Origin of the sequence: Umezawaea endophytica, from assembly GCF_025061645.1 — a bacterium.
Classification (GTDB): Bacteria; Actinomycetota; Actinomycetes; order Mycobacteriales; family Pseudonocardiaceae; genus Umezawaea; species Umezawaea endophytica.
This window is the reverse complement of the sequence record NZ_JANYMP010000054.1, coordinates 1-20,848: the sequence shown is the minus strand read 5'-3', so window position 1 is coordinate 20,848 and position 20,848 is coordinate 1. Positions and strand designations below refer to the sequence as shown.

Sequence of the window (20,848 nt, the reverse complement as noted above, 5' to 3'; positions counted from 1 at the left end):
TCGTGCTCCTGCTCTCCCACGACGACCCGCTCCCGCTGGAACGCCCCCGCCGCTTCGCCGTGGCGGGCCCGGCGGGAGCGGGCAAGTCCACGCTGGCCGAACGGCTCTGCGGCCTGCTGGGCGTGCCGTTCACCCAGTTCGAGTCCTTCTACCACGCGCCGGGCTGGACGGTTCGGGAGACGTGGCGGGAGGACGTCCTCGCGTTCGCCGCGCGCCCGGAGTGGGCGATCGAGTGGCAGGGCGAGGAGGTCCGCGAACGACTGACCGCCCGCACCCAGGTGCTCGTCTGGCTGGACCACCCCCGTGCGATGACCGTGGGGCGCACGCTCGTGCGGACCGTGAAACGCCGGTTCGGCCACGGCACCCCGATCCCCGGCGGCAACGTCGAGGGCCCGCTGTGGACGTTCTTCACCAGCCCGCACCACATCCTCAAGGAGGCGTGGGCCGGTCACCCGACCATCCGGGCCAGGGTCCGGCGCGTGATCACCGAGAACCGGCACCCGGACCTGGTGGTCGTCCGGCTGCGCGGTCAGCGGCAGGTCGAGAGGTGGCTGGCCGGGCCGTTCGCCGACGCGGTCTGACTAGCGCTGGACCGCCGAGACGGCCGTGGCGTCCACGGCCAGGTAGGTGTCCTCGGTGGCGGCTTCCAGGAAGCCCGGTCGGGGGTCGGGGCTGAAGGTGACCGGGCTCTGGAGGAGGTCCTCCCAGCTCCGGCCCGCGCCCTCGTCGAAGCCGTCGCGGGTTCGGCCGACGGCGTCGGACCAGTGACCCCGCTCGACCTGCCGCTGGATCAGCCACCGGTCCCGGCCGTTCCGCTCGGCCTCGCCGTCCCCGTCGCCGGACCTGGGCCTCGGCAGTTCGTGGTCGACCTCCGCGGCGACCGCGACCTCGACCCGCGCGAGGGCGGCGCAGGCGCCGAACAGGCGGCGGGACAGGCCGACCACGAGGTCGGTGCCGGGGACCTGGCCGGTGAGCATGTCGAGCCGCCGGTCGCGGCGCCCGTCCTCGCGCCGGGCGGTCTCGCGCTCGTCCATGGTGGAGCGGTCCTCCTCCAGCAGGGTGACCAGGCCGATCCCGCCGCGGCGGGTGCCGCGCTCGGTCACGCCCGCGCCGACCGGCAGCACGCTCCAGGACCTCCTCGGCATCGCGACCAGGGCGAGGTAGAGCGGCATCCGGGAGAGGGCGAGGGTGAGGAGCCGGGCGTCCTCGGACGCGGACGGCGGCGTCCCGGTGCCCTCCTCCACGTCCAGGGTCACGAACACGCGGTCGGCCAGGCTGGTTCCGCACAGCACCTTGACGTGCGGCCCGTCCATGAGCCCCGGCCGCCGGAGCTGCTGGGCGCCCTTCGCGAGCACCTGCTTGCCGAGCCGGTTCGACGCCTTCGCCTCGACCAGCCACGGCAGGCCGGTCGAGGGGTGGTAGCCGACGAGGTCGGGGAGCCCGCCGGTGGCCGACCACTCCCGCCCCGCGCCCGTCGGCGCGTGCGCCTCGGCGTGGACGGTGGCCCCGAGGCCCATCAGGCCCCGGCACGCCCACTCGGCCATGGTGACGCCCGCGCGGTAGCCGAACGCGGCCTTGGCCGTGGCCTCCGTGCCGTCGGTGTAGACCACGTTCGGCGCCAGCGTGAACCCGGTGCCGCCGGTGGACGACCGGTGCCGGGTGCGGACGAGGTACGCCGACAGCGGCGACCGGCGGGCGAGGATCTCCGCCCACGCCAACGACGGCGTCGCCGTGAGCCAAGCGGTCCGGTCCCGGCCGACCGAGATCGCCGCGTCGATGACGTCGCGCCACGTCGTGCCCACCCGGTACGCGCCCGACGGCGGCACCTCCCCGGCTCTGGGCCACGGCGTGACCACCCCCGACACGAGCGCGGGCTTCGGGCGGACGTCCGGTGTCAGGGGCGTCGAACGGCGCACGAACACGGGCACGTCGAAGGCGTCCGAGATGCCGATGAGCGAACCGGCGGCTCCGCGTCGAGGCAACATGTGATCGAGAGTCCCAGAGATGCGTGCGGCGTACCAAGGTTGACCGCTCAAGAACATCACCGTGGTGTGATCCCGGACGGTCCGTGTTTCGCCCCCGGCCGCCGGGGAATCCCCCGTGGCATGACGAACACGCTGCTACTGGACGTCGACGGCACGCTGGTGGACACCAACTACCACCACGCGGTGGCCTGGTTGCGCGCGTTCCGGTCCGTCGGCCTCACGGTGCCCGCGTGGCGCGTGCACCGGGCGATCGGCATGGGCGGCGACCGGTTGGTCGAGGCGGTCGCGGGTGAGCACGCCGAGGCCGAGCACGGCGACGCCGTGCGCAAGGCGTGGGAGCAGGAGTTCGACGGGCTGCTGCCCGAGATCCGACCACTGGAAGGCGCTCACCGGCTGGTGACGACGGCGGCCACCGAGCACGGCTTCTCGGTCGTGCTGGCGAGTTCCGGCAAGCGCGAGCACATCGAGCACTACCTGGACCTGCTGGACGTGCGCGACGTGATCGCCGGGTTCACCACGTCCGAGGACGCCGAGGACTCCAAGCCCGCGCCCGACATCCTCCAGGTCGCACTGTCCACTGTGGACGCGGACCGGGCCGTCGTGATCGGCGACTCCGTCTGGGACTGCGACGCAGCCCGCCGGATCGGGCTCCCGGTCGTGGGCCTGCTCACCGGCGGGTTCAGCGAGGCCGAACTGCGCGAGCACGGCGCGTCCTCGGTGTACGTGGAGCTGGACAACCTGCGCGCCGACCTCGTCGACCTTCCCTTCGCCGCTGTCTAGGAGGCCTCCCATGCGCGTCGGCTACACCCTGATGACCGAACAGGCGGGCCCGAGGGCCCTGGTCGAGCACGCCGCGAGCGCCGAGCGCGCCGGTTTCGACTTCGAGGTCATGAGCGACCACTACTTCCCCTGGCTGGACGAGCAGGGGCACGCGCCGTACGCGTGGAGCGTGCTGGGCGCGGTGAGCGTGGCGACCGAGCAGGTCGACCTCATGACGTACGTGACGTGCCCGACCATGCGGTACCACCCGGCGGTCGTGGCGCAGAAGGCCGCGACCGTGCAGGAGCTGAGCCGCGGGCGGTTCACGCTGGGGCTCGGCTCCGGCGAGAACCTCAACGAGCACGTGATCGGCCGCGGCTGGCCGCCGGTGAACGTCCGGCACGAGATGCTGACCGAGGCGATCCAGATCATCTCCCAGTTGTTCGACGGCGGGTACGTCGACTACGTGGGCCAGCACTTCCGGGTCGACTCGGCGAAGCTGTGGGACCTCCCCGAGGTGCGCGTCCCGCTCGCGGTCGCGGTGTCGGGCAAGCAGTCCGTGCAGGCGTTCGCCCCGGTGGCCGACGCGATGGTCGCCGTGGAGCCGGACGCCGAGCTGTGCCGCTCGTGGGACGTGTTCAAGGGCGACGCCGGGTCCACGCGCAAGGTGGGCCAGTTGCCGGTGAGCTGGGGCACCGACCGCGACGAGGCCGTGGCGCGGGCGCACGACCAGTTCCGCTGGTTCGCGGGCGGCTGGAAGGTCAACGCGGAGATCCCCGGCACGGCCGGGTTCGCGGCCGCCAGCCAGTACGTGACGCCGGAGGACGTGACGGGCAACATCCCGTGCGGGCCGGACGTCGAGCCGATCGTCGCGGCCGTGCGGGAGTTCCGCGAGGCGGGTTTCACCGACCTCGCGCTGGTGCAGATCGGGGGCGACCACCAGGCCGAGTTCCTGGACTTCGCCAAGGGCGAGCTGCTGCCCGCGCTGCGCGAGGCCTGAACGGCCGGTCGACCCGCGTCAGGACTCCGTCGACGGCGGCGGTGACGTCGGCCGGTTCGAGAACTTCGGGCACGGCGGCGGGCTGCCGTCCGCCAACGGCGGAGGCGGGCGCTGACCGGACGGCAGGGGCGGGCAACCGGGAGGGGGCTGGCCCCTGCCCTCGCCCTGCCGGGGCGGCTGCTGGACCGTGACGGTCGCGGTGGCCTTCCCCCCGCCCGAACCGCCGGAACCCGGCAGCTCGTTCGGCGAGTCCTCGGTACCGCGGGTCGTCGCGAACGCCACCGCGACGGCGATCAGCGCCGCGGCGACCGCTCCGGCCAACACCACCCCGACCCTCGCGGGCGCCCGCTTCGTGATCGGCGTGCTGCTGGTCGGCTCGTCGTCGAACGCGGCCTTGATGTTCGTGAGCGGCGGCACGCCGACGCTGGCCGCCTGCGCCGCGCGCAGCAGTTCCGCGCACTGGGCGGCGCGCGGACGGCGGCTCGGGTCCGAGTGCGTCATGGAGACCAGCAGCTCGGTCCACGGTTCCGGCAGGCCCGCCGGGACGCGCGCGGGCCTGGACAGGCGCGCCAACGCCGCTTCCGTGTCGCCGCCGGGGTATTCGGCCTGGCCGGTGAGGCACTCCAGCAGCACGAGGCCGAACGCGTAGATGTCCGTCGGCGGCGCGACCTCGCGGCCCCGCAACTGCTCGGGCGCGAGGTACCCGGCGGTGCCGACGAGCAGCCCGGAGCGGGTCACGCGGGTGGCGTGGGCCTGGAGCGCCAGCCCGAAGTCCGCGAGATAGGCCTGCCTGCCGGTGTCGTCCAGCAGGATGTTCGACGGCTTGATGTCGCGGTGCACGATCCCCCACGCGTGGACGAAGTCCAGCGTGTCCGCGACCTGCGCGCCGATCCGCGCGACCAGCGACGGCGGGAGCGGCTGCCGCATCCGCTGGCGCAGCGTGCCGCCGTCGACGACCTGCATCACGTAGTACGGGCGCCCGCGGTGGGATCCGGTGTCGAAGACCGTGACGACGCCGGGGGTGTGCAGGGCGGCGAGCATCTGCGCCTCGCGGTCGAGGCGGATCTGGTCCTCCGGCGTGGCGCCGCTGAGGAAGAGCTTGATGGCGACCTGGCGGTCGAGGCGGGTGTCGCGGGCCCGGTACACCTCGGCCATGCCGCCGGTGCCCAGCAGACCGCCCAGTTCATAGCGCCCGCCGATGACCTTGCCACTCTGATCGCCATCCCAGAAGGCGGTCGCTTCACTGCGGCTGGTCATCCCCGGCCGGTCCTCCCGCTTTGCCCGTCACACACGAGCAACCTACCTGCCACAGGGCGAAGTTGCCCGTGTGGGGTCGATCCATGATCTTCGTCGCCCGCTCCCCGCGGAGCGTCGAAACAGGCGGACGCACGCAGATGCACGTGCATCTGCATGGAGGTCGTTCGCCGCACCCCGTGTGTTACTCCCCGAGTGCCAACCACAACTCAGCGCGCACGCCAGGCACGTCCAAAGACCTCCCGAGCAGGGATTCCGCGCGCCGAACCCGGTTGCGGAGCGTGTGCCGGTGGACGCCGAGCCGAGCGGCGGCGGGGTCCCACTGGCCGTGGTGCGCCAGCCAGACGCGCAGCGACTCCCGCAGTTCGGCGGACAACGGCCGCAGCAGCGACTCCGCGAACGCCCGGCCGGCCCCCTCGGGCAGCAGCGCCATCAGACCCGTGCCCGCGAGGTCCTCGAACCGCACCACGGGCGAGGACGGGCGGGCCGCGGCCAGCGCGTCCAACGCCTGCCGGTACCCCTGCGCCACGGCGGACACCGGGACGGGCGGCGAGATCCCGACCAGCGCCCCCGGCACCGCGGGCGCCTCCTCCGCCACCACGACCACGTGCCCGTCGACCTCGGCGGCGAACCCCGGCACCTCCCCCACGGCCACGCCGTCCAGGACGGCCACGCGCAGCGGCTCGGGGGGCAGGTCGGGCACCAGGTCCCCGCGCCCCGCCAGCAGCAGGTGGAACTCCGCGGTCCGCGACCGCCGCCGCGCGGTGTCGGACTGGGCCAGCGCCAACGTGAGCAGCGACGCGGCCGTCGTGACGATGCCGCGGTCAGCCGGGTCCCACGGCCGGTCCCGGCCGACCGCCAGGAAACCGCGGCCACGGCCGCCGAGCACCTGCACGACCACGTGGCGGCCACCGGTCTCGAACGCGGAGCTGGCCAGGCCGCCGGAAGCCCGCAGCCGCTCCAGTTCCGGCCCCAGGTCCGGCAGCGGGCGGGCGCCGAACGCGTGGACCGGCGCGCCGTCCGGGCCGAGCAGCACGACCCGCGCGTCGACCCACTGGCCGAGCCGCCGCACCACCGCGGCGACCCCGTCCCGGCCGACCGCGGCGCGGGTCAGCGCGCGCTGGGCTTCGCCCGCGCGGGTCAGCGCCGCGTACTCGTCCGCCGCCACGGCCCGTGACACGGCCTTGCTCAAGGCGATGAACGGGGTCTCGCGCGGCACCTCCAGCAGCGGCAGGCCCGCGCGGGCGGCGGCGGTCACCAGGCCGGGCGGCACGACGGCGTGGCTCAGCCCCGTGCCGAACCCGAGCCCCACGACACCGACGGCCGCGAGCCGGTCGACGTACGCCCGGAAACCCCGGCGCACGGCCAACCCGGTGGTCAGCAGCAGCTCGCCGCCCTCGAGGAACGGCGTCGGGTCGACCAGTTCCGTGCCGTGCACCCAGGACACGGCGCGGTCGAGACCCTCCGCGCCCGCGAGCACCGGGAGGCGCAGGTCGTCGACCAGGGAGCGCAACGTCGGCGGCACACTCCAGGTTGTACAGCAGGGCCCGGCGAACACGCCAGATCCGACACTGCGCGCCCATGGCCGCGCCACCATGCTGGAGCCATGACGCGTCTGCGCACCGCACTGCCCGGACCGCGGTCCCTGGAACTGGCCTCGCGCCGCACGAGCGCGGTGGCCTCGGGGATCGGGTCGACCCTCCACCTCTACATCGAGTCCGCCGAGGACGGCCTGCTGGTCGACGTCGACGGCAACCGGCTCATCGACCTGGGCTCGGGCATCGCCGTGACGAGCGTGGGCAACCCCGCGCCCGCCGTCGCGGAGGCCGTGCACGCGCAGATCGACCGGTTCAGCCACACCTGCTTCATGATCACGCCGTACGAGGGTTACGTCGAGGTGTGCGAGGCGCTCAACGAGCTGACGCCCGGCGACCACGAGAAGCGCTCGGCGCTGTTCAACTCCGGCGCGGAAGCCGTGGAGAACGCCGTCAAGATCGCCCGGCACGCCACCGGCCGCACGGCCGTCGTCGTGTTCGACCACGCCTACCACGGCCGGACGAACCTCACGATGGCGCTGACGTCGAAGAACATGCCCTACAAGCAGGGTTTCGGGCCGTTCGCGCCCGAGGTGCACCGGGTGCCGATGTCGTACCCGTACCGCGACGGCGGCCTGACCGGCGCCGAGGCCGCCGCCCGTGCGATCGACCTGATCGAGAAGCAGGTCGGCGCGGCCAACGTGGCGTGCGTGCTGATCGAGCCGATCCAGGGCGAGGGCGGCTTCGTCGTGCCCGCGCCGGGGTTCCTGGGCGCAATCTCCGCGTGGTGCACGGCCACCGGCGCGCTGCTGGTGGCCGACGAGATCCAGACCGGCTTCTGCCGCACGGGTTCCTGGTTCGCCAGCGACCACGAGGGCGTCGTGCCGGACCTCGTCACCACCGCGAAGGGCATCGCGGGCGGCCTGCCGCTGGCCGCCGTCACCGGCCGCGCCGACCTGATGGACTCCGTCCACGTCGGCGGGCTGGGCGGCACGTACGGCGGCAACCCCGTCGCGTGCGCCGCCGCGCTGGGCGCGATCCGCACCATGCGCGAACGCGACCTCTCCGCCGCCGCGCGCCGCATCGAGCAGACCGTGCTGCCCCGACTGAAGGCGTTGGCGGAGAAGACCGATCTGATCGGCGACATCCGAGGTCGTGGCGCGATGCTGGCGATCGAGTTCACCGAGCCGACGCCGGAGATCGCGAGCCAGGTCGCGAAGGCCTGCCACGCCGCGGGTGTGGTCGTGCTGACGTGCGGCACCTACGGCAACGTGATCCGCCTGCTGCCCCCGCTGGTCATCCCGGACGACCTGCTGGCCGAAGGCGTGGACGTCCTCGAACAGGCGATCCTGGGGGTGGCGGGGTGACGACGCCGTACTGGGTCGCGGGTTCCGCGACGACGAGCGCCGCCGAACTGGCCGTGCACAGCCCGTTCGACGGCGCGCTGGTCGGCACGACGTCGCAGGCGACCGCGGCCGACGTGGAACGCGCGGTGGCCGCGGCCGAGGCGGTGGCGCCGGACCTGGCCGTGCTCCCGGCCCACGCCCGCGCCGCCGCGCTCGACCACGTGTCCCGGCGGCTGCTGGAGCGCGCCGAGGAGATCGCGGCGCTGATCACCGCCGAGGCGGGCAAGCCGGTCAAGTGGGCACGGGTCGAGGTGACCAGGGCGGCCTCGACGTTCCGCTGGGCCGCCGAGGAGGCCCGCCGCTTCTCCGGCGAGTTGCAGCGGCTCGACACCGACCCGACGGCGAGCGGGCGCATGGCGCTCGTCCGGCGGGTGCCGCGCGGCCCGGTGCTCGGCATCGCGCCGTTCAACTTCCCGCTGAACCTGGTGGCGCACAAGGTCGCCCCGGCCATCGCGGTGGGCGCCCCGATCATCCTCAAGCCCGCCCCCGCGACCCCGTTGACGGCGCTGCTGCTGGGCGAACTGCTGGCCGAGACCGACCTGCCCGCGGGCGCGTGGTCGGTGCTGCCGGTGCCGAACGAGGTCGCCGCCGAGCTCGTCACCGACCCCCGCCTGCCGGTGGTCACGTTCACCGGTTCCGGCCCGGTCGGCTTCGGCATCCTGGACCGGGTGCCGCGCAAGCACGTGACCCTGGAGCTGGGCGGCAACGCGGCGGCCATCGTCTGTCCCGATTGGACGGACATCGACTGGGCCGCGCAGCGCCTGGCCACGTTCGCCATGTACCAGGCGGGCCAGTCGTGCATCTCCGTGCAGCGGGTCTACGTGCACCGCGCGGTCTACGACGAGGTCGCGGCGGCCGTGGTGGCGCACGTGGACAAGCTCGGCACCGGCGACCCCGCCCTGCCGACCACGGACGTCGGACCGCTGATCAACCGCCAAGCCGCGGACCGCGTCGAGTCGTGGGTGTCCGACGCCGTCGCGGCGGGCGCGACCCTGCTGACCGGCGGCGGCCGGGACGGCTCGACCGTGGCGCCGACCGTGCTGTCGGGCGTCCCGGAGGACGCGAAGGTCGTGGCGGAGGAGGTCTTCGGCCCGGTGGTCGTGCTCCAGGTCGTCGACAGCGTGGAGGAGGCCTTCGACAAGGTCAACGCCTCGCGCTTCGGCCTCCAGGCGGGCGTGTTCACCCACGACGTCCGCACCGCGTTCCTGGCGTCGGCGAAGCTGGCGGTGGGCGGCGTGATCGTCGGCGACGTCCCGAGCTTCCGGCCGGACCAGATGCCCTACGGCGGCGTGAAGGAGTCCGGCATCGGCCGCGAGGGCGTCCGGTCGACGATGGACGACCTGACCGAGCAGCGCGTGCTGGTGCTGACGGGCCTGACCTTCTGACCCGTGGGTGGCGCCGACCCCCAGCGGCGCCACCCACCTCCAACTCGAAACTGTTTAACCACGCAACGCGACCCGCCCCGTCCCGCCAACGAATACCCGCTGGTAGCACCCACCTCGTGAGGATCCCTCAAAGGTCCGAGGCGTTCCCAGATTTACGAACCTGGTGTGCTCCACAGGCTTGGTTCCCCGATCTTGACGCCCCGCCGGATCCGTGTGCATCCTGCATGGCCGCCACGACGAGAGGAGCCGCCGTGCCGGTCACCATCAGGGACGTCGCACGCCAGGCAAGGGTGTCGGTGTCGACGGTGTCGCGAGCGATCAGCGCACCGGACCTGGTCCGCGCCGACACCAGGGAACGCGTGCTGGAAGTGGTGCGCGGACTGGGTTACCAGCCCAACCCCGCCGCCCGCAGCCTGATCACCGGGCGCACCGGCAACCTGGGCATCGTCGTCCCGGACCTCGGCAACCCGTTCTTCCCCTCCGTGCTGCTCGGCGTGCAGGCGAGAGCGCGGGAGTCGGGCAACTCGGTGTTCTTCTGCGACAGCGGCCAGGACGCCGTCACCGAGGAGGAGCTGATCCGCACGATGGCCCGCCAGGTGGACGGCGTGGTGGTGTGCGCGTCGGCGCTGGACGACGAGACGCTGGCCGAGCTGTCGACGCTGACCACGATGGTGCTGGTCAACCGCGCGCTGCCCGGCGTGCCGTCGGTGCTGATGGACAGCGCGGCGGGCATGGCGGCCGTCGTGGAGCACCTGGCCGCGCTGGGGCACCGGCACTGCGCCTACCTGAACGGGCCTGTGCGGGCCTGGTCGAACCAGTTCCGCCGCACCGGGCTCCGGGAGGCCGCGTGCCGCACCGGGGTGTCCCTGCACGAGCTGGGGCCGTACGAACCGACGTTCCAGGGCGGCGCGCGGGGCGTCGACGCCGCGCTGGCGGCGGGGGTGACGGCGATCATCGCCTACAACGACCTCATGGCGCTGGGAGTCCTCGCCAGACTCGCGGAACTCGCCGTGGCCGTGCCGGAGCGGATCAGCGTCACCGGTTTCGACGACATCCCGTACGCCGCGATGTGCGGCCGTCCCCTCACGACCGTGACGATGCCCGCCGAACTCGCGGGCCGCGCCGCCGTCGAACTCCTGCTCGAGCAGCTCGACAACGCCGACCGCGTCACGAGATCCCCCATCCGGGAACTTCCGACCGCGCTGGTCATCCGGGCTACCACCGCTCCACCTGCCGGCCCAGCCCGGCTCTGAAGACCTCCGACCACCGCTCGGGCACCCCCGGACTCCGCCTCCGGAGGCGCCCTCGACCCGCGGGCCGCACGACTACGCTGGGTGGGTGACGTTCAGCGGATTCGACCCGGAACTGCTGGGACAACTCCGCACCAGCGGGGCGCTGCGCGAGCAGACCTACCTGCTGCAACGGGTGATCCGCTCGGTCGAACCCGCCACGCTGCTGAGCCAGCACTCCTCGACGCTGGCCGGGCTGGCCGCCGAACTGCCCCGCACCCACGCCGCGCTGCTGAGCTACAGCGTCCTCGGCCAGCCGAAGGGCAGGCTGCTCAAGTCGTTGTGCCTCAACGCGGCCGCCGCCGTGCAGCGCGCCGCGACGGCGACCGGGCACCAGCCGCTGGTGCACTTCACGCACACGCTGGCGGAGATCGTGGAGTACGTCGGCGTCTACCGCGACGACAAGCAGAGCCGGGCCGAGGCCGCCGCGTTCGCCGCGCGCCTGGACACCCTCATCGCCGAGCTGCCGAAGCTGCTGTGGACGCTGTTCCTGGACTCGTGGCACGCGAGCACGACCACGCCGACCAGGTGGGCGAGGCTCGACCAGGTCAGCGACGAGGTCGCGTGCCTGGTGGCCGCCACCGACCGCGACCCGGACGCGCTCCAGCAGGAGCTGACGCACACCCTCGCCAAGCACGGCGCCGACCCCGCCGCGATCTGGTCGACCCTGCACCCGGACCGCGTGCGCCACCACGTGGCGTGCGTCGTGCACGGCGCGGGCGAGCTGTCCGGCCTGTCCGCGCTCGACCCGACCGCCCGCCAGTGGTCGGCGGGCAGGCCGGAGAAGCTGGGCTGGGGCCCGGCCCGCGACCGCCTGCGCCAGTTCCTGGCCACCGTCCCCTCGACGTCCACCACGTGCGTCGTGGCCGTCGACGTGGACGCGGTCGACAAGGCCAGCGCGGGCCGCCTCGCCCGCCGTCGCGTCACCGAACTGCTGGACCAGTACGTGGCGGGCCACCGCCTGCTCACCATCTCGCTCGACCCGCGCATGCTCGTGACCCGCGCGGGCACCGTCCGCAGCGACGAGCTGACCCCGCGCCGCTCCACCGTGCAGCGCGCGTACCCGCTCGTGCAGCGCTGGCCCCGCGGCCTGCGCGAGGGCCTGCGCATGGCGCACCTGGCCCGCACCACCGACTCCCCGCTCACCGCGGCCGCCCTGTCGTGGGCGGCGCTAGAAGCGTGCGGTGTCAACGAGAAGGCGTCGCAGCTCGCCGGAGTCCTGGCGCTACAAGCGATGCGCCAGCAGGTGGTCGAGGCGCACCAGTTGCTGCACCAGTCGGTGACGGCGTCCGCCAAGCACGCGCGCAGCCGCGTCGGCACCACGAACCGCCGCGTCCTGAGCCTGCGGCGCGCCATCGACCGCTGCGCCCCGGACCACCCCGAGCTGAGCCGCCTGCGCGCCGCGCTGGCCGCCGCCGAGACCCGCCACGAGGACGCGCTGGACCGCCAGGGCGCGCTCGACGTCGTGCTGCACGAACCCCTCGCGGTCGTGGGTGAGTACGCCACCCTGGACGACCACAAGTACCTGCTCGACGTGAACGGCTGGGTGGACGTCCTCTTACCCGCGCGCTCCCCCGACACCCCCGAACTGCGCGCCGCGCGCACGGCCGTCCACGACCTGCTCCCGCACGTCGCACCGCTCGCCGCCCGCCAGGTCACCGACTGGCAGGGCAGGCTCGCGTCGGCGGGCAACTGCGCCCGCTGGCTGGTGACCACCCAGGAACGCATGCGCTCCCTGCTGGACGCGCTCTACAGCGCCCGGAACCTGGCCCTGCACTCCGGTGTCTTCCAGGCCTCGGGCGACGTCGTGCTCGGCCTGGGCGGGCTCATGGTCGTCGACTTCACCCTGGAGGTCCTCGGCAACTGGTACCGCAACGCCACCGGCCCGGACGCCGACGCTTCGCCGCTGGAGGTCGTGCGGGAACTGGCCGCCCGCCAGGAGGACCTGTGCCGCAAGCTCCGCGACTCGCGCGGCGCGGCGTACCCGCTCAACGTCGAGTGGCTCACCAGCCCCAGCACCGAAGGCGCGTGGGACCGGACCTGACGCTCAGGGAGCGGTCAGCCGTCGCACCGCGTCGACCACGGCGGCCCGGCGGCGCTCCCGGTCCGCGGGCGCGAACACCTCGAACTCCGGGTTCATCGACGACCACGACGTGCTCACGGCCTGGACCAGCGCGAGCAGCGCGGCGGGCGGGTAGTGGTCCGCCAGCACCCCGTCGGCCTGCGCCCGCGCCACCTCGTCGAGCCGGGTCCGGTTGATGTCGACCACGGCGTCCAGGTGCGCGCTGCCCGGCCGTTCCAGCCGGTACCAGACCGCCAGGCGCTGCGCGGCGGGGTTCTCCTCGAAGTGGTCGTGCAACCGCCCGGCGTAAGCGGGCAGATCCCGCGCGTCGAACGGCACCCGCTCCAGGAACTCCGCCACGTGCGCCGTGAACACCGCGTCGAACAGCAGGTCCTTGCTGCCGTAGTACGCGTACAGCATCGCCTTGTTGCACCCCGCGACCTCCGCGATCCGGTTCACCCGCGCACCCGCGATCCCCACCTCGGCGAACTCCGCCGTCGCGGCCTCCAACAGCCGTTTCCTGGTGCGCTCAGCGTCTCGGATCACCCGGTGAGGTTAGCAACCAAACGGTCGGTTGACAGACGCCGGCCCGAGGCGTTCCCTGGAAGTATCCAACCGGTCGGTTACAAGAAGAGGCGATCATGGCCAAGACCTGGCTCATCACCGGCAGCTCCCGCGGACTAGGCCGGGAACTGGCGAAAGCCGCGCTGGAACACGGCGACAACGTCGTCGCCACCGCCCGCAACCCCGCCGACCTGGACGACCTCACGGCGAAGTACGGCGACCACGTCCGCACCACCGCACTAGACGTGACCGACCCCGCCGCGGCGGCCTCGGCCGTGCGCACGGCCGTGGAGGCGTTCGGCTCGTTGGACGTGGTCGCGAACAACGCGGGCTACGCGAACTCCGCGCCGATCGAACACACACCGGACGACGACTTCCGCGCGCAGGTCGAGACGAACCTGTTCGGGGTGGTGAACGTGACGAAGGCAGCGCTGCCCGTGTTGCGGGAACAGCGGTCGGGGCACTTCTTGCAGTTCTCGTCCATCGGCGGCCGGGTCGGCGGCACCCCCGGCATGGCCGCGTACCAGACGGCGAAGTACGCGGTGGAGGGCTTCTCCGAGGTGCTGCACAACGAGGTCGCGCCGTTCGGGGTGAAAGTGACGATCATCGAACCGGGAGCCTTCCGAACGGAGTGGGGCGGAAGTTCGATGCGCCTAGGGCCGGTCGGACCGGAGTACGAGTCGACAGTGGGCGCACTGCACCGGTACCGCGTGGCAGCGGACGGGAACCAACCCGGCGACCCGGTTCGGGCAGCCGAAGCGATCGTCGGGATAGTCGACCTGGCCGACCCGCCACTGCGACTGCTGCTCGGCTCGGACGCACTGCGGTTCGCACTCGAATCCGGGGCCGATCGAGCGCGGGAAGCAGAGGCGTGGGCGGAAACCAGCAGGTCAACGGACTACGCCTGATGGGTGAGGTGTGACGTGGGCCATATCCGTTGCCGGGTCTGGGATTCGCGCTTAGTTTGGTCTTACACGAGGAAGGAGGTGGTCCGAAGTTGTATAGCTACAGGACTTTTCGTGAGGTGTCCGTCCGCTAGGACCGCCCGTTAGGGACCCTTTCCGGAGCGGCCTGGCGAGTCCCAGGCAGGCACCCGACCCCCGGCACCCCGAGCCCAGTCCAGCTCGGCCCGCACCTCGTGCGGGTAAACGGTCCGGGGGTCGTCCCTTTTCCGGGACCGGTTTGGTTGTGATCGGGGCGCTGGATGAGTGGCCGTGGGCGGGGTCGGTGACCCGCTACCCCGAGCGGGCGTTCAGCGGGCGGGCGACCTGGATGGCCGACCGACTTGAGCGACCAGCGGCACCCAGTTGATTCGAACCTGCTCGACCAAGTGACTGAACAGCCTGGAGCCACCCACAACCCGGGACCGCTCGGCGACCAGACCGCCTTCAAATGTCGATGCAGCCACCTTGGGATTGCCTGCTGCTCGACCACGCTGGAGCACCTTGGCTCCCATTCCCCTTTCGTGTGAAAACCCACCCACCACCTCCCGACGCGATCACCCACCAGGCCGACCACCTTTGGCATGCAACCCACCCACGACGTTGCCGCAGATCCAGGGCTCTGGGCTCAGCCCCCACCCTGCCCCCCGATCCCAAGCGCCCTCATGGCCGACCACATCTTGTCAAGGCATCTTTCCCGCCTTGACAAGATGTGGTCGGCCATGACGACAATTGCGCGAGCGGGGGGAGACCAGGCGACTTGCAAGCCAGGGGTTACCCACAACTAAGCGCCATCCCCTCCCCCACACAGCAAAACGCCGCCAACCCCGTCCCCACAGAACGGTGTCGACGGCGCTCCACCTCAGCACTTCACCCCAAAAACGATCAGCCCTAGCAATCAACCCTAAAAATCAGTCCTTGCGGAACGCGTCCTTGACCTTCTCGCCTGCCTGCTTGAGCGAACCCTTGGCGCGCTCCGCGCGGCCTTCGGCCTGCCACTGCTCGTTGTCCGTGGCGTCTCCGACGGCTTCCTTGGCGCGGCCCTTGAGTTCCTCGGCCTTGTTGCTGATCTTGTCCTCGGCACCCATGACCGATCCTCTCCACTCGACGGTTGGTCTGGACCTCGGGTACCCGCGGTGACCGGAGGTAAACAGCGATCGACCGGTGTACTACGGTGATCGTTAGCGGTTGAAAAGCCAGCCGCAAGCCATCGGGTGTCCTCTCCGGAGGGCACCCGTGTCAGCGAGGGACGACGGCAGTGTGCCGACGTCGCGCGGTGGGCTTGCCTGAGCTTTCCGCTGGCCGTCTCCCGCGCGTTCTGGCATGGCTTCCGTGTCCCGACGTGTGAGAGGAGCCCGACCGTGGTCGGGGATGACGGTCAGGTGGATCCGCTGAGCGCGCGGATCGCCGGCCTTGAGGCTGAGGTCGCGGGCCTGCGCAAGGCGTTGCAGACCCGCACGGTGATCGGTCAGGCCACGGGTCTGATCGCGGCCGTCCAGGGCCTCACCCCGCAGCAGGGCTTCCAGTTGCTCGTCCGGATGTCGCAGCACCACAACGTGAAGCTTCACTCGATCGCGGTGAAGCTCGTCGACCTCGCGGGTGAACTCGGGCCGCGGCAGGCGGTGCGGTCGGTGCACCTGCCGGTCGAGCCGCACGAACGGGCGGAAGAGGCGCAGTGGCCCGGTGCGGACGTGGTGGAGGCGGCGCGGCAGCTCGTGGCCGCGCACGAGGCGGCGCACCGCCTGGACGGTGCGCCTGCCGACGTGCGAAGACAGTTGGCCGACGAGCTGACGCTGGCCGGTCAGCTCCTGGCTGAACGGCTCGCCGACGTGGGCTGGTTGGACGACGAGCCGGTCGCCTGAACCACCGCGAACGACTCGGCGGGCAGCCTGATCGCCTGGTCCACCAACGCCACGTCGCCGGACGCGAGCAGCACCCAGCCGCTCGCGACGTCCAGCGACTGGGTGACCGCGGTGGCGCCGAGGTTGCACACCAGCCGCAGGTCGCCGCGGCGCAGGAGCAGCACGGTCCCCATCTGCTCGACGGAGAACTCGTCCAGCCGGGGATCCGCCAGTTCGGGGTGGGCGCGGCGCAGCGCGATGAGCGACCGGTACAGGTCGAGCACGTCGCGGTGCCCCGGCTCGTCCGCCTCGGCCCACAGCAGCTTCGACCGCTCGACCGTCGCCGGGTCCATCGGGTCCGGCACCTCGGCCTCGCCCCAGCCGTGCGCGCCGAACTCGCGGCGCCTGCCGGTGCGGACCGCGTTCGCCAGCTCCGGGTCCGGGAAGGACGCGAAGAACTGCCACGGCGTGCTCGCGGCCCACTCCTCCCCCATGAAGATCATCGGGGTGAACGGCGAGCAGAACACGATCGCCGCGCCGCACGCCAGCAGACCCGGTGACACCGTCGCGGACATCCGGTCGCCGGTGGCGCGGTTGCCGATCTGGTCGTGGTTCTGGAGGTACGCCAGGAACCGGTAGCCGGGCAGCACCCGCGTGTCGACCGGACGGCCGTGCGTGCGACCGCGGAACGACGACCACGTGCCCGCGTGGAAGAACACCTCGCGCAACGTCCTGGCCAGCGCGCCCGGCTCGGCGAAGTCGGCGTAGTAGCCGTGGGTCTCCCCCGTCAGCGCCACGTGCAGGCAGTGGTGCAGGTCGTCCGACCACTGCGCCTGCAACCCGTACCCGCCACCCTCACGAGCCGTCACGAGCTTCGCGTCGTTGAGGTCCGACTCGGCGATCAGCGTCAACGGCCGCCCGACACCCGCCGAAAGAGCGTCGACCTCGACGGCCAACTCCTCCAGCAGGTGCGTGGCGCGCCGGTCCAGCAGCGCGTGCACGGCGTCGAGCCTCAGCCCGTCGACGTGGAAGTCCCGCAGCCAGCCGAGCGCGTTGTCGACGACGTACCGGCGGACCTCGTCCGAACCGGAGCCGTCGAGGTTGAGGCCTGGACCCCAGTCGTTCTGGCCCGCGAAGTACGGGCCGAACCGGTCGAGGTACGCGCCGGACGGCCCGAGGTGGTTGTAGACCACGTCGAGCAGCACGCCGAGCCCCTTGGCGTGGCAGGCGTCCACGAACCGCTTGAACGCGTCCGGACCGCCGTAGGGCTCGTGCACCGCGCCCCACAGCACGCCGTCGTAGCCCCAGCCCGCGGTGCCGTCGAAGGAGTTCACCGGCAGCACCTCGACGAGCGTGACGCCGAGGTCCACCAGGTGGTCGAGCTTGCCGATGGCCGAGTCCAGCGTGCCTTCCGGGGTGAACGTGCCGATGTGCAGCTCGTAGACCACCCCGCCGGGCAGCGCGCGCCCGGTCCAGCCGCCGTCGGTCCACCCGAACGCCGAGTGGTCGTACCGGCGCGACGGTCCGTGCACGCCGTCCGGCTGCCACACCGACCGCGGGTCCGGCAGCGCGTCGTCGGAGTCGTCCAGCAGGAACGCGTAGTCCGTGCCGTCGACGGCGGCGGACCACCAGCCTTCGGCTCCCGCCGCCATGGCGTGCTCGACACCGTCCACGCGCACGCGGACCCGCTCCGCCTTGGGAGCCCACACGGAGAACGTCACGAGGTCTCCCGCACCAGCAGCGCGACCGGGTACCGCTTCAGCAGGCCCGCCACCGACGTGCCCGCCTCCCGCCCGTTCAGCACGTCCGTCCACTCCCCCGGCGGCAGCGGCAGCACGGTGTCGCGCCAGCCGCCCGCGGCCGCGAGGCCCAGCGGCAGCCGCGTCGCGACGACCACGAGGTCCGGTGACCGGTGGAACGCCACGAGGTGGTCGGCCGCGACGCCCTCGGCGGGCAGCGGGCGGTAGCCCCGGAACAGCTCAGGCCGGTTCCGGCGCAGGCGCAGGGCTCGTTGCACCACCAGGAGTTTGGCCGCCCCGGTCTCGTCGACCTCCGGCAGCCACCAGTCCTCGATCCGCGCCAGCAGCTCGCGCCGGACCGCGTAGTCGACGGGCCGCCGGTTGTCCGGGTCGACCAGCGACAGGTCCCACAGCTCGGTGCCCTGGTACACGTCCGGCACGCCGGGAGCGGTGAGCTGCACCAGCTTCTGGCCCAGTGCGTTCGACCAGCCCGCGCCGCGGATCCGGCCGACGAACGCCTCGATCTCGCCCCGCGTCACCGCGTCACCGAGCACCTGCCCCGGCCACGCCGCCACGGCGGCCTCGAACTCCTCGTCGTGGTCGACCCACGTCGTGCGGAGCTTCGACTCCTTCGCGGCCTTGTCCAGGTAGTCGCGCAGCCGTTCGGGGCCGATGGGCCACGCGCCCACGATCGTCTGCCACGCCAACAGGTTCAGCGACGGCTCGTCGATGCCGTGGCGCTTCGTCCACTCCCGCACCAGGCCGCCGAACTCGTCCGGCAGCTCGGACAGCACGGCCAGCCGGGCCCGCACGTCCTCGGAACGCTTGGTGTCGTGGGTGGACAGTGTCGTCATGGACTCCGGCAGCGCCGAATCCCGTTGCGCCGCAAGGGTGTGGAACTCCTCCACGGGCACGCCGAAGCGGTCCGGCGCGCCGCCGACCTCGTTGAGCGCCGCGAACCGGGTGTACCGGTAGAACGCGGTGTCCTCGGTGCCCTTGGCGACGACCATGCCGGACGTCTGCTGGATCCTGGTCGCCAGTTCGCCGGTCGGGTCCGCGCGGACCTGCTCGTCCAGCGCCTCGGCGCCCTTCACCCTCGACACCGCCGTCGCCCAGTTCCGCTCGCCCTCGGGCAGGTACGACCGGTACACCGGGAAGTTGACCATCACGCCCGCGACGGCCGCCTCGGCGTCCGCCTGGTCGACGCCCTGGACGAGTGCCCCGATCCGACGGACCTCGGCCCGCAGGATCGAGTCCGTCACGAGCGTGCGGCAGGTGTGCTCGACGGCCTCGAAGTCCGTTTCCTGGCCCAGTTCGGCGGCCAGCGCGGTGAACCGCTCCTCGGCGCTCGGGTCGACGAAGATCCCGCAGACCTCGCGCAGCGCGTCGTAGCCGGTGGTGCCCTCGACCGGCCAACTCGACGGCAGCGGCTCGCCGACACCGAGGATCTTCTCCGCCACGATCCAGACGCCGGACCGCTCCTTGAGCATCCGGAAGTACCCGCCGGGGTCGGCGAGGCCGTCCGGGTGGTCGACCCGCAGGCCGGTCACCTGGCCCGCCGCGACCCAGCGCAGCACCTCGCCGTGCGTGGCCTCGAAGACCTCCGGGTCCTCGACGCGCACCGCGGCGAGCGTAGTGATGTCGAAGAACCGCCGGTAGTTCAGCTCCTCGTTGGCCCGCCGCCAGTGCACGAGCCGGTAGTGCTCCGACACCGGCAGGCGGTGGTCGTAGTACGTGACCACGTCGCCCTCGGTCGTCGGCTCGCCCTCGTCACCGAGGATCGGCACCAGCACCGGACCGGCGGCCCAGTCGATGTCGAAGTACTTGGCGTAGCGGGACTCCTGGCCGTGCTTCAGCACGTCCCACCACCACGGGTCCGCCTCCGGTTCGGCGACGGACATGTGGTTGGGGACGATGTCGAGGACGAACCCGAGGCCAGCGGCGGACACCTTCCCGCTCAGCGCCAGCCGCCCCTCCTCCCCGCCCAGTTCGGGCCGGGCGCGGGTCGGGTCCACCACGTCGTAGCCGTGCGTGGAACCCGGTGCGGCGTCGAGGACCGGGGACGCGTAGACCGCGCCGACGCCGAGCCGTTCGAGGTAGTCGACCACCTCGGCGGCCTCGGCGAAGCCGAAGCCCGGTCGGAGCTGGAGCCGGTAGGTGGACGTCGGGGCCGAAGTGGACTCGGTCATTCGCCGCCCGTCCGCTGGAGCACCACCAGTGAGCGCGCCACGAGCGTCAGCTCGCCGCCCGCGTCGATGGGCTCGCCCAGTTCGGGGATCTGGACCGCGCCGGTGGCCGTGTCGACCACGACGGTCCACTGAGGACCGTAGCTCTCGTCCGGCAGCGTCACCGCGATGTCCTCGTGGTGGGCGTTGAACGCCAGCAGGAACGAGTCGTCCACGACGCGCATGCCGCGCTGGTCGAGGTCCGGGATGCCCTCGCCGTTGAGGAAGGCGATGACGCAGCGGCCGAAGCCCGAGTCCCAGTCCTGTTCGGTCATCTCCTCGCCGGAGGGCGTGAACCAGGCGATGTCGCGGAGGTCGTCGCCGCTGCGGATCGGCTTGCCCGCGAAGAAGCGGCGCCTGCGCAGCACCGGGTGCTGCTTGCGGAACGCCGTCAGCGCGCCGGTGAAGGCGATGAGGTCCGCGTTCTCCTCGGCCAGCGTCCAGTCCACCCAGGAGATCTCGTTGTCCTGGCAGTAGGCGTTGTTGTTGCCCTGCTGGGTGCGGCCGAACTCGTCGCCGTGCAGCAGCATCGGCACGCCCTGCGAGAGCAGCGTCGTCGCGAGCAGGTTGCGCCGCTGGCGCGCCCGCAGCGCGAGGATCTCCTCGTCGTCGGTCGGGCCTTCGACGCCGCAGTTCCACGAGCGGTTGTCGTTGTCGCCGTCGCGGCCGTCCTCGCCGTTCGCGTCGTTGTGCTTGTCGTTGTACGACACCAGGTCGTTCAGCGTGTAGCCGTCGTGCGCGGTGACGAAGTTGATCGACGCGTAGGGCCTGCGGCCGTCGTCCTTGTACAGGTCGGACGACCCGGTGATGCGCGACGCGAACTCGCCGAGCGTCGCGGGCTCACCGCGCCAGAAGTCGCGGAC

Annotated in this window: 16 protein-coding genes and 1 pseudogene; 9 read left to right on the top strand and 8 right to left on the bottom strand. The window is 72.3% G+C overall.

The genetic code is table 11. From position 1 onward, the window contains the following. The first annotated feature begins 2 nt into the window (after positions 1-2). Positions 3-581 carry a P-loop NTPase family protein gene (locus tag NZH93_RS48830; RefSeq protein WP_259630229.1) on the top strand — a complete coding sequence of 193 codons (579 nt, stop codon included), beginning with the start codon at positions 3-5 and terminating at the stop codon, positions 579-581. On the opposite strand, the gene NZH93_RS48825 is transcribed toward NZH93_RS48830, so the two are convergent. Further along, positions 582-1,985 (bottom strand): hypothetical protein, encoded by a 1,404-nt coding sequence (locus NZH93_RS48825; RefSeq protein WP_259630228.1) that lies wholly within the window; start codon positions 1,983-1,985, stop codon positions 582-584. A gap of 120 nt (positions 1,986-2,105) precedes the next feature. Here NZH93_RS48825 and NZH93_RS48820 point away from each other — a divergent pair, with 120 nt between their 5' ends. Further along, entirely contained in the window at positions 2,106-2,765 is a 660-nt protein-coding gene (locus tag NZH93_RS48820; protein WP_259630227.1) for an HAD family hydrolase, read from the top strand. A 10-nt stretch (positions 2,766-2,775) separates the two neighbouring features. Continuing rightward, entirely contained in the window at positions 2,776-3,744 is a 969-nt protein-coding gene (locus tag NZH93_RS48815) for a TIGR03557 family F420-dependent LLM class oxidoreductase (RefSeq protein ID WP_259630226.1), read from the top strand. 18 nt (positions 3,745-3,762) lie between these two features. Here the strand turns inward: NZH93_RS48815 and NZH93_RS48810 are convergent, their stop codons facing one another. Together NZH93_RS48810 and NZH93_RS48805 are read right to left on the bottom strand one after the other, a co-directional pair. Beyond that, a complete protein-coding gene (locus NZH93_RS48810) occupies positions 3,763-5,001 on the bottom strand; it encodes a serine/threonine-protein kinase (protein WP_259630225.1) in 1,239 nt (412 codons plus the stop codon). Positions 5,002-5,182: 181 nt separating this feature from the next. Continuing rightward, complete coding sequence (locus tag NZH93_RS48805) at positions 5,183-6,523, bottom strand: PucR family transcriptional regulator (protein WP_259630224.1); 1,341 nt, start codon at positions 6,521-6,523, stop codon at positions 5,183-5,185. 81 nt (positions 6,524-6,604) lie between these two features. Between NZH93_RS48805 and gabT the strand changes: the two genes are divergently transcribed. From gabT to NZH93_RS48785, 4 genes are all read left to right on the top strand, one after another. Continuing rightward, positions 6,605-7,900: a 4-aminobutyrate--2-oxoglutarate transaminase gene (gene gabT, locus NZH93_RS48800; RefSeq protein WP_259630223.1), complete on the top strand. Its 1,296-nt coding sequence runs from the start codon at positions 6,605-6,607 to the stop codon at positions 7,898-7,900. Further along, on the top strand, positions 7,897-9,324 hold the full coding sequence (locus tag NZH93_RS48795; RefSeq protein WP_259630222.1) for an aldehyde dehydrogenase family protein: 1,428 nt from the start codon (positions 7,897-7,899) through the stop codon (positions 9,322-9,324). Before gabT ends, NZH93_RS48795 begins: the two co-directional genes overlap by 4 nt. 251 nt (positions 9,325-9,575) lie before the next feature. Next, entirely contained in the window at positions 9,576-10,577 is a 1,002-nt protein-coding gene (locus NZH93_RS48790) for a LacI family DNA-binding transcriptional regulator (protein WP_259630221.1), read from the top strand. An 85-nt stretch (positions 10,578-10,662) separates the two neighbouring features. Continuing rightward, a complete protein-coding gene (locus NZH93_RS48785; RefSeq protein ID WP_259630220.1) occupies positions 10,663-12,657 on the top strand; it encodes a hypothetical protein in 1,995 nt (664 codons plus the stop codon). Positions 12,658-12,660: 3 nt separating this feature from the next. Here the strand turns inward: NZH93_RS48785 and NZH93_RS48780 are convergent, their stop codons facing one another. Beyond that, a complete protein-coding gene (locus NZH93_RS48780) occupies positions 12,661-13,221 on the bottom strand; it encodes a TetR family transcriptional regulator (protein WP_259630219.1) in 561 nt (186 codons plus the stop codon). 95 nt (positions 13,222-13,316) lie between these two features. Between NZH93_RS48780 and NZH93_RS48775 the strand changes: the two genes are divergently transcribed. Then, positions 13,317-14,147 carry an oxidoreductase gene (locus NZH93_RS48775; protein WP_259630218.1) on the top strand — a complete coding sequence of 277 codons (831 nt, stop codon included), beginning with the start codon at positions 13,317-13,319 and terminating at the stop codon, positions 14,145-14,147. A 944-nt stretch (positions 14,148-15,091) separates the two neighbouring features. Here the strand turns inward: NZH93_RS48775 and NZH93_RS48770 are convergent. Next, a complete protein-coding gene (locus NZH93_RS48770; RefSeq protein WP_259630217.1) occupies positions 15,092-15,268 on the bottom strand; it encodes a CsbD family protein in 177 nt (58 codons plus the stop codon). A gap of 273 nt (positions 15,269-15,541) precedes the next feature. On the opposite strand from NZH93_RS48770, the gene NZH93_RS48765 reads away from it, so the two are divergent. After that, the gene (locus tag NZH93_RS48765) at positions 15,542-16,042 is read left to right on the top strand and encodes an ANTAR domain-containing protein (RefSeq protein WP_259630216.1); all 501 of its coding nucleotides are present in this window, start codon (positions 15,542-15,544) and stop codon (positions 16,040-16,042) included. Here the strand turns inward: NZH93_RS48765 and treZ are convergent. The 3 genes and pseudogenes from treZ to NZH93_RS48750 form a co-directional block, all read right to left on the bottom strand. Then, on the bottom strand, positions 15,982-17,742 hold the full coding sequence (treZ, locus tag NZH93_RS48760; RefSeq protein WP_259630215.1) for a malto-oligosyltrehalose trehalohydrolase: 1,761 nt from the start codon (positions 17,740-17,742) through the stop codon (positions 15,982-15,984). The genes NZH93_RS48765 and treZ overlap by 61 nt on opposite strands. Next, on the bottom strand, positions 17,739-19,949 hold the full coding sequence (gene treY, locus NZH93_RS48755; protein WP_259630214.1) for a malto-oligosyltrehalose synthase: 2,211 nt from the start codon (positions 19,947-19,949) through the stop codon (positions 17,739-17,741). Before treY ends, treZ begins: the two co-directional genes overlap by 4 nt. Beyond that, positions 19,946-20,848 (bottom strand): annotated as a pseudogene (locus tag NZH93_RS48750) (glycogen debranching enzyme); the annotation flags it as partial. The gene treY and the pseudogene NZH93_RS48750, both read right to left, overlap by 4 nt.

What these genes read in the sequence shown, in the direction of transcription:
- NZH93_RS48825 (WP_259630228.1), bottom strand. Translation starts at nt 1,985, where the DNA reads ATGTTGCCTCGACGCGGAGCCGCCGGTTCGCTCATCGGCATCTCGGAC.
- NZH93_RS48820 (WP_259630227.1), top strand. Translation starts at nt 2,106, where the DNA reads ATGACGAACACGCTGCTACTGGACGTCGACGGCACGCTGGTGGACACC.
- NZH93_RS48815 (WP_259630226.1), top strand. Translation starts at nt 2,776, where the DNA reads ATGCGCGTCGGCTACACCCTGATGACCGAACAGGCGGGCCCGAGGGCC.
- NZH93_RS48810 (WP_259630225.1), bottom strand. Translation starts at nt 5,001, where the DNA reads ATGACCAGCCGCAGTGAAGCGACCGCCTTCTGGGATGGCGATCAGAGT.
- gabT (WP_259630223.1), top strand. Translation starts at nt 6,605, where the DNA reads ATGACGCGTCTGCGCACCGCACTGCCCGGACCGCGGTCCCTGGAACTG.
- NZH93_RS48775 (WP_259630218.1), top strand. Translation starts at nt 13,317, where the DNA reads ATGGCCAAGACCTGGCTCATCACCGGCAGCTCCCGCGGACTAGGCCGG.
- NZH93_RS48770 (WP_259630217.1), bottom strand. Translation starts at nt 15,268, where the DNA reads ATGGGTGCCGAGGACAAGATCAGCAACAAGGCCGAGGAACTCAAGGGC.
- treY (WP_259630214.1), bottom strand. Translation starts at nt 19,949, where the DNA reads ATGACCGAGTCCACTTCGGCCCCGACGTCCACCTACCGGCTCCAGCTC.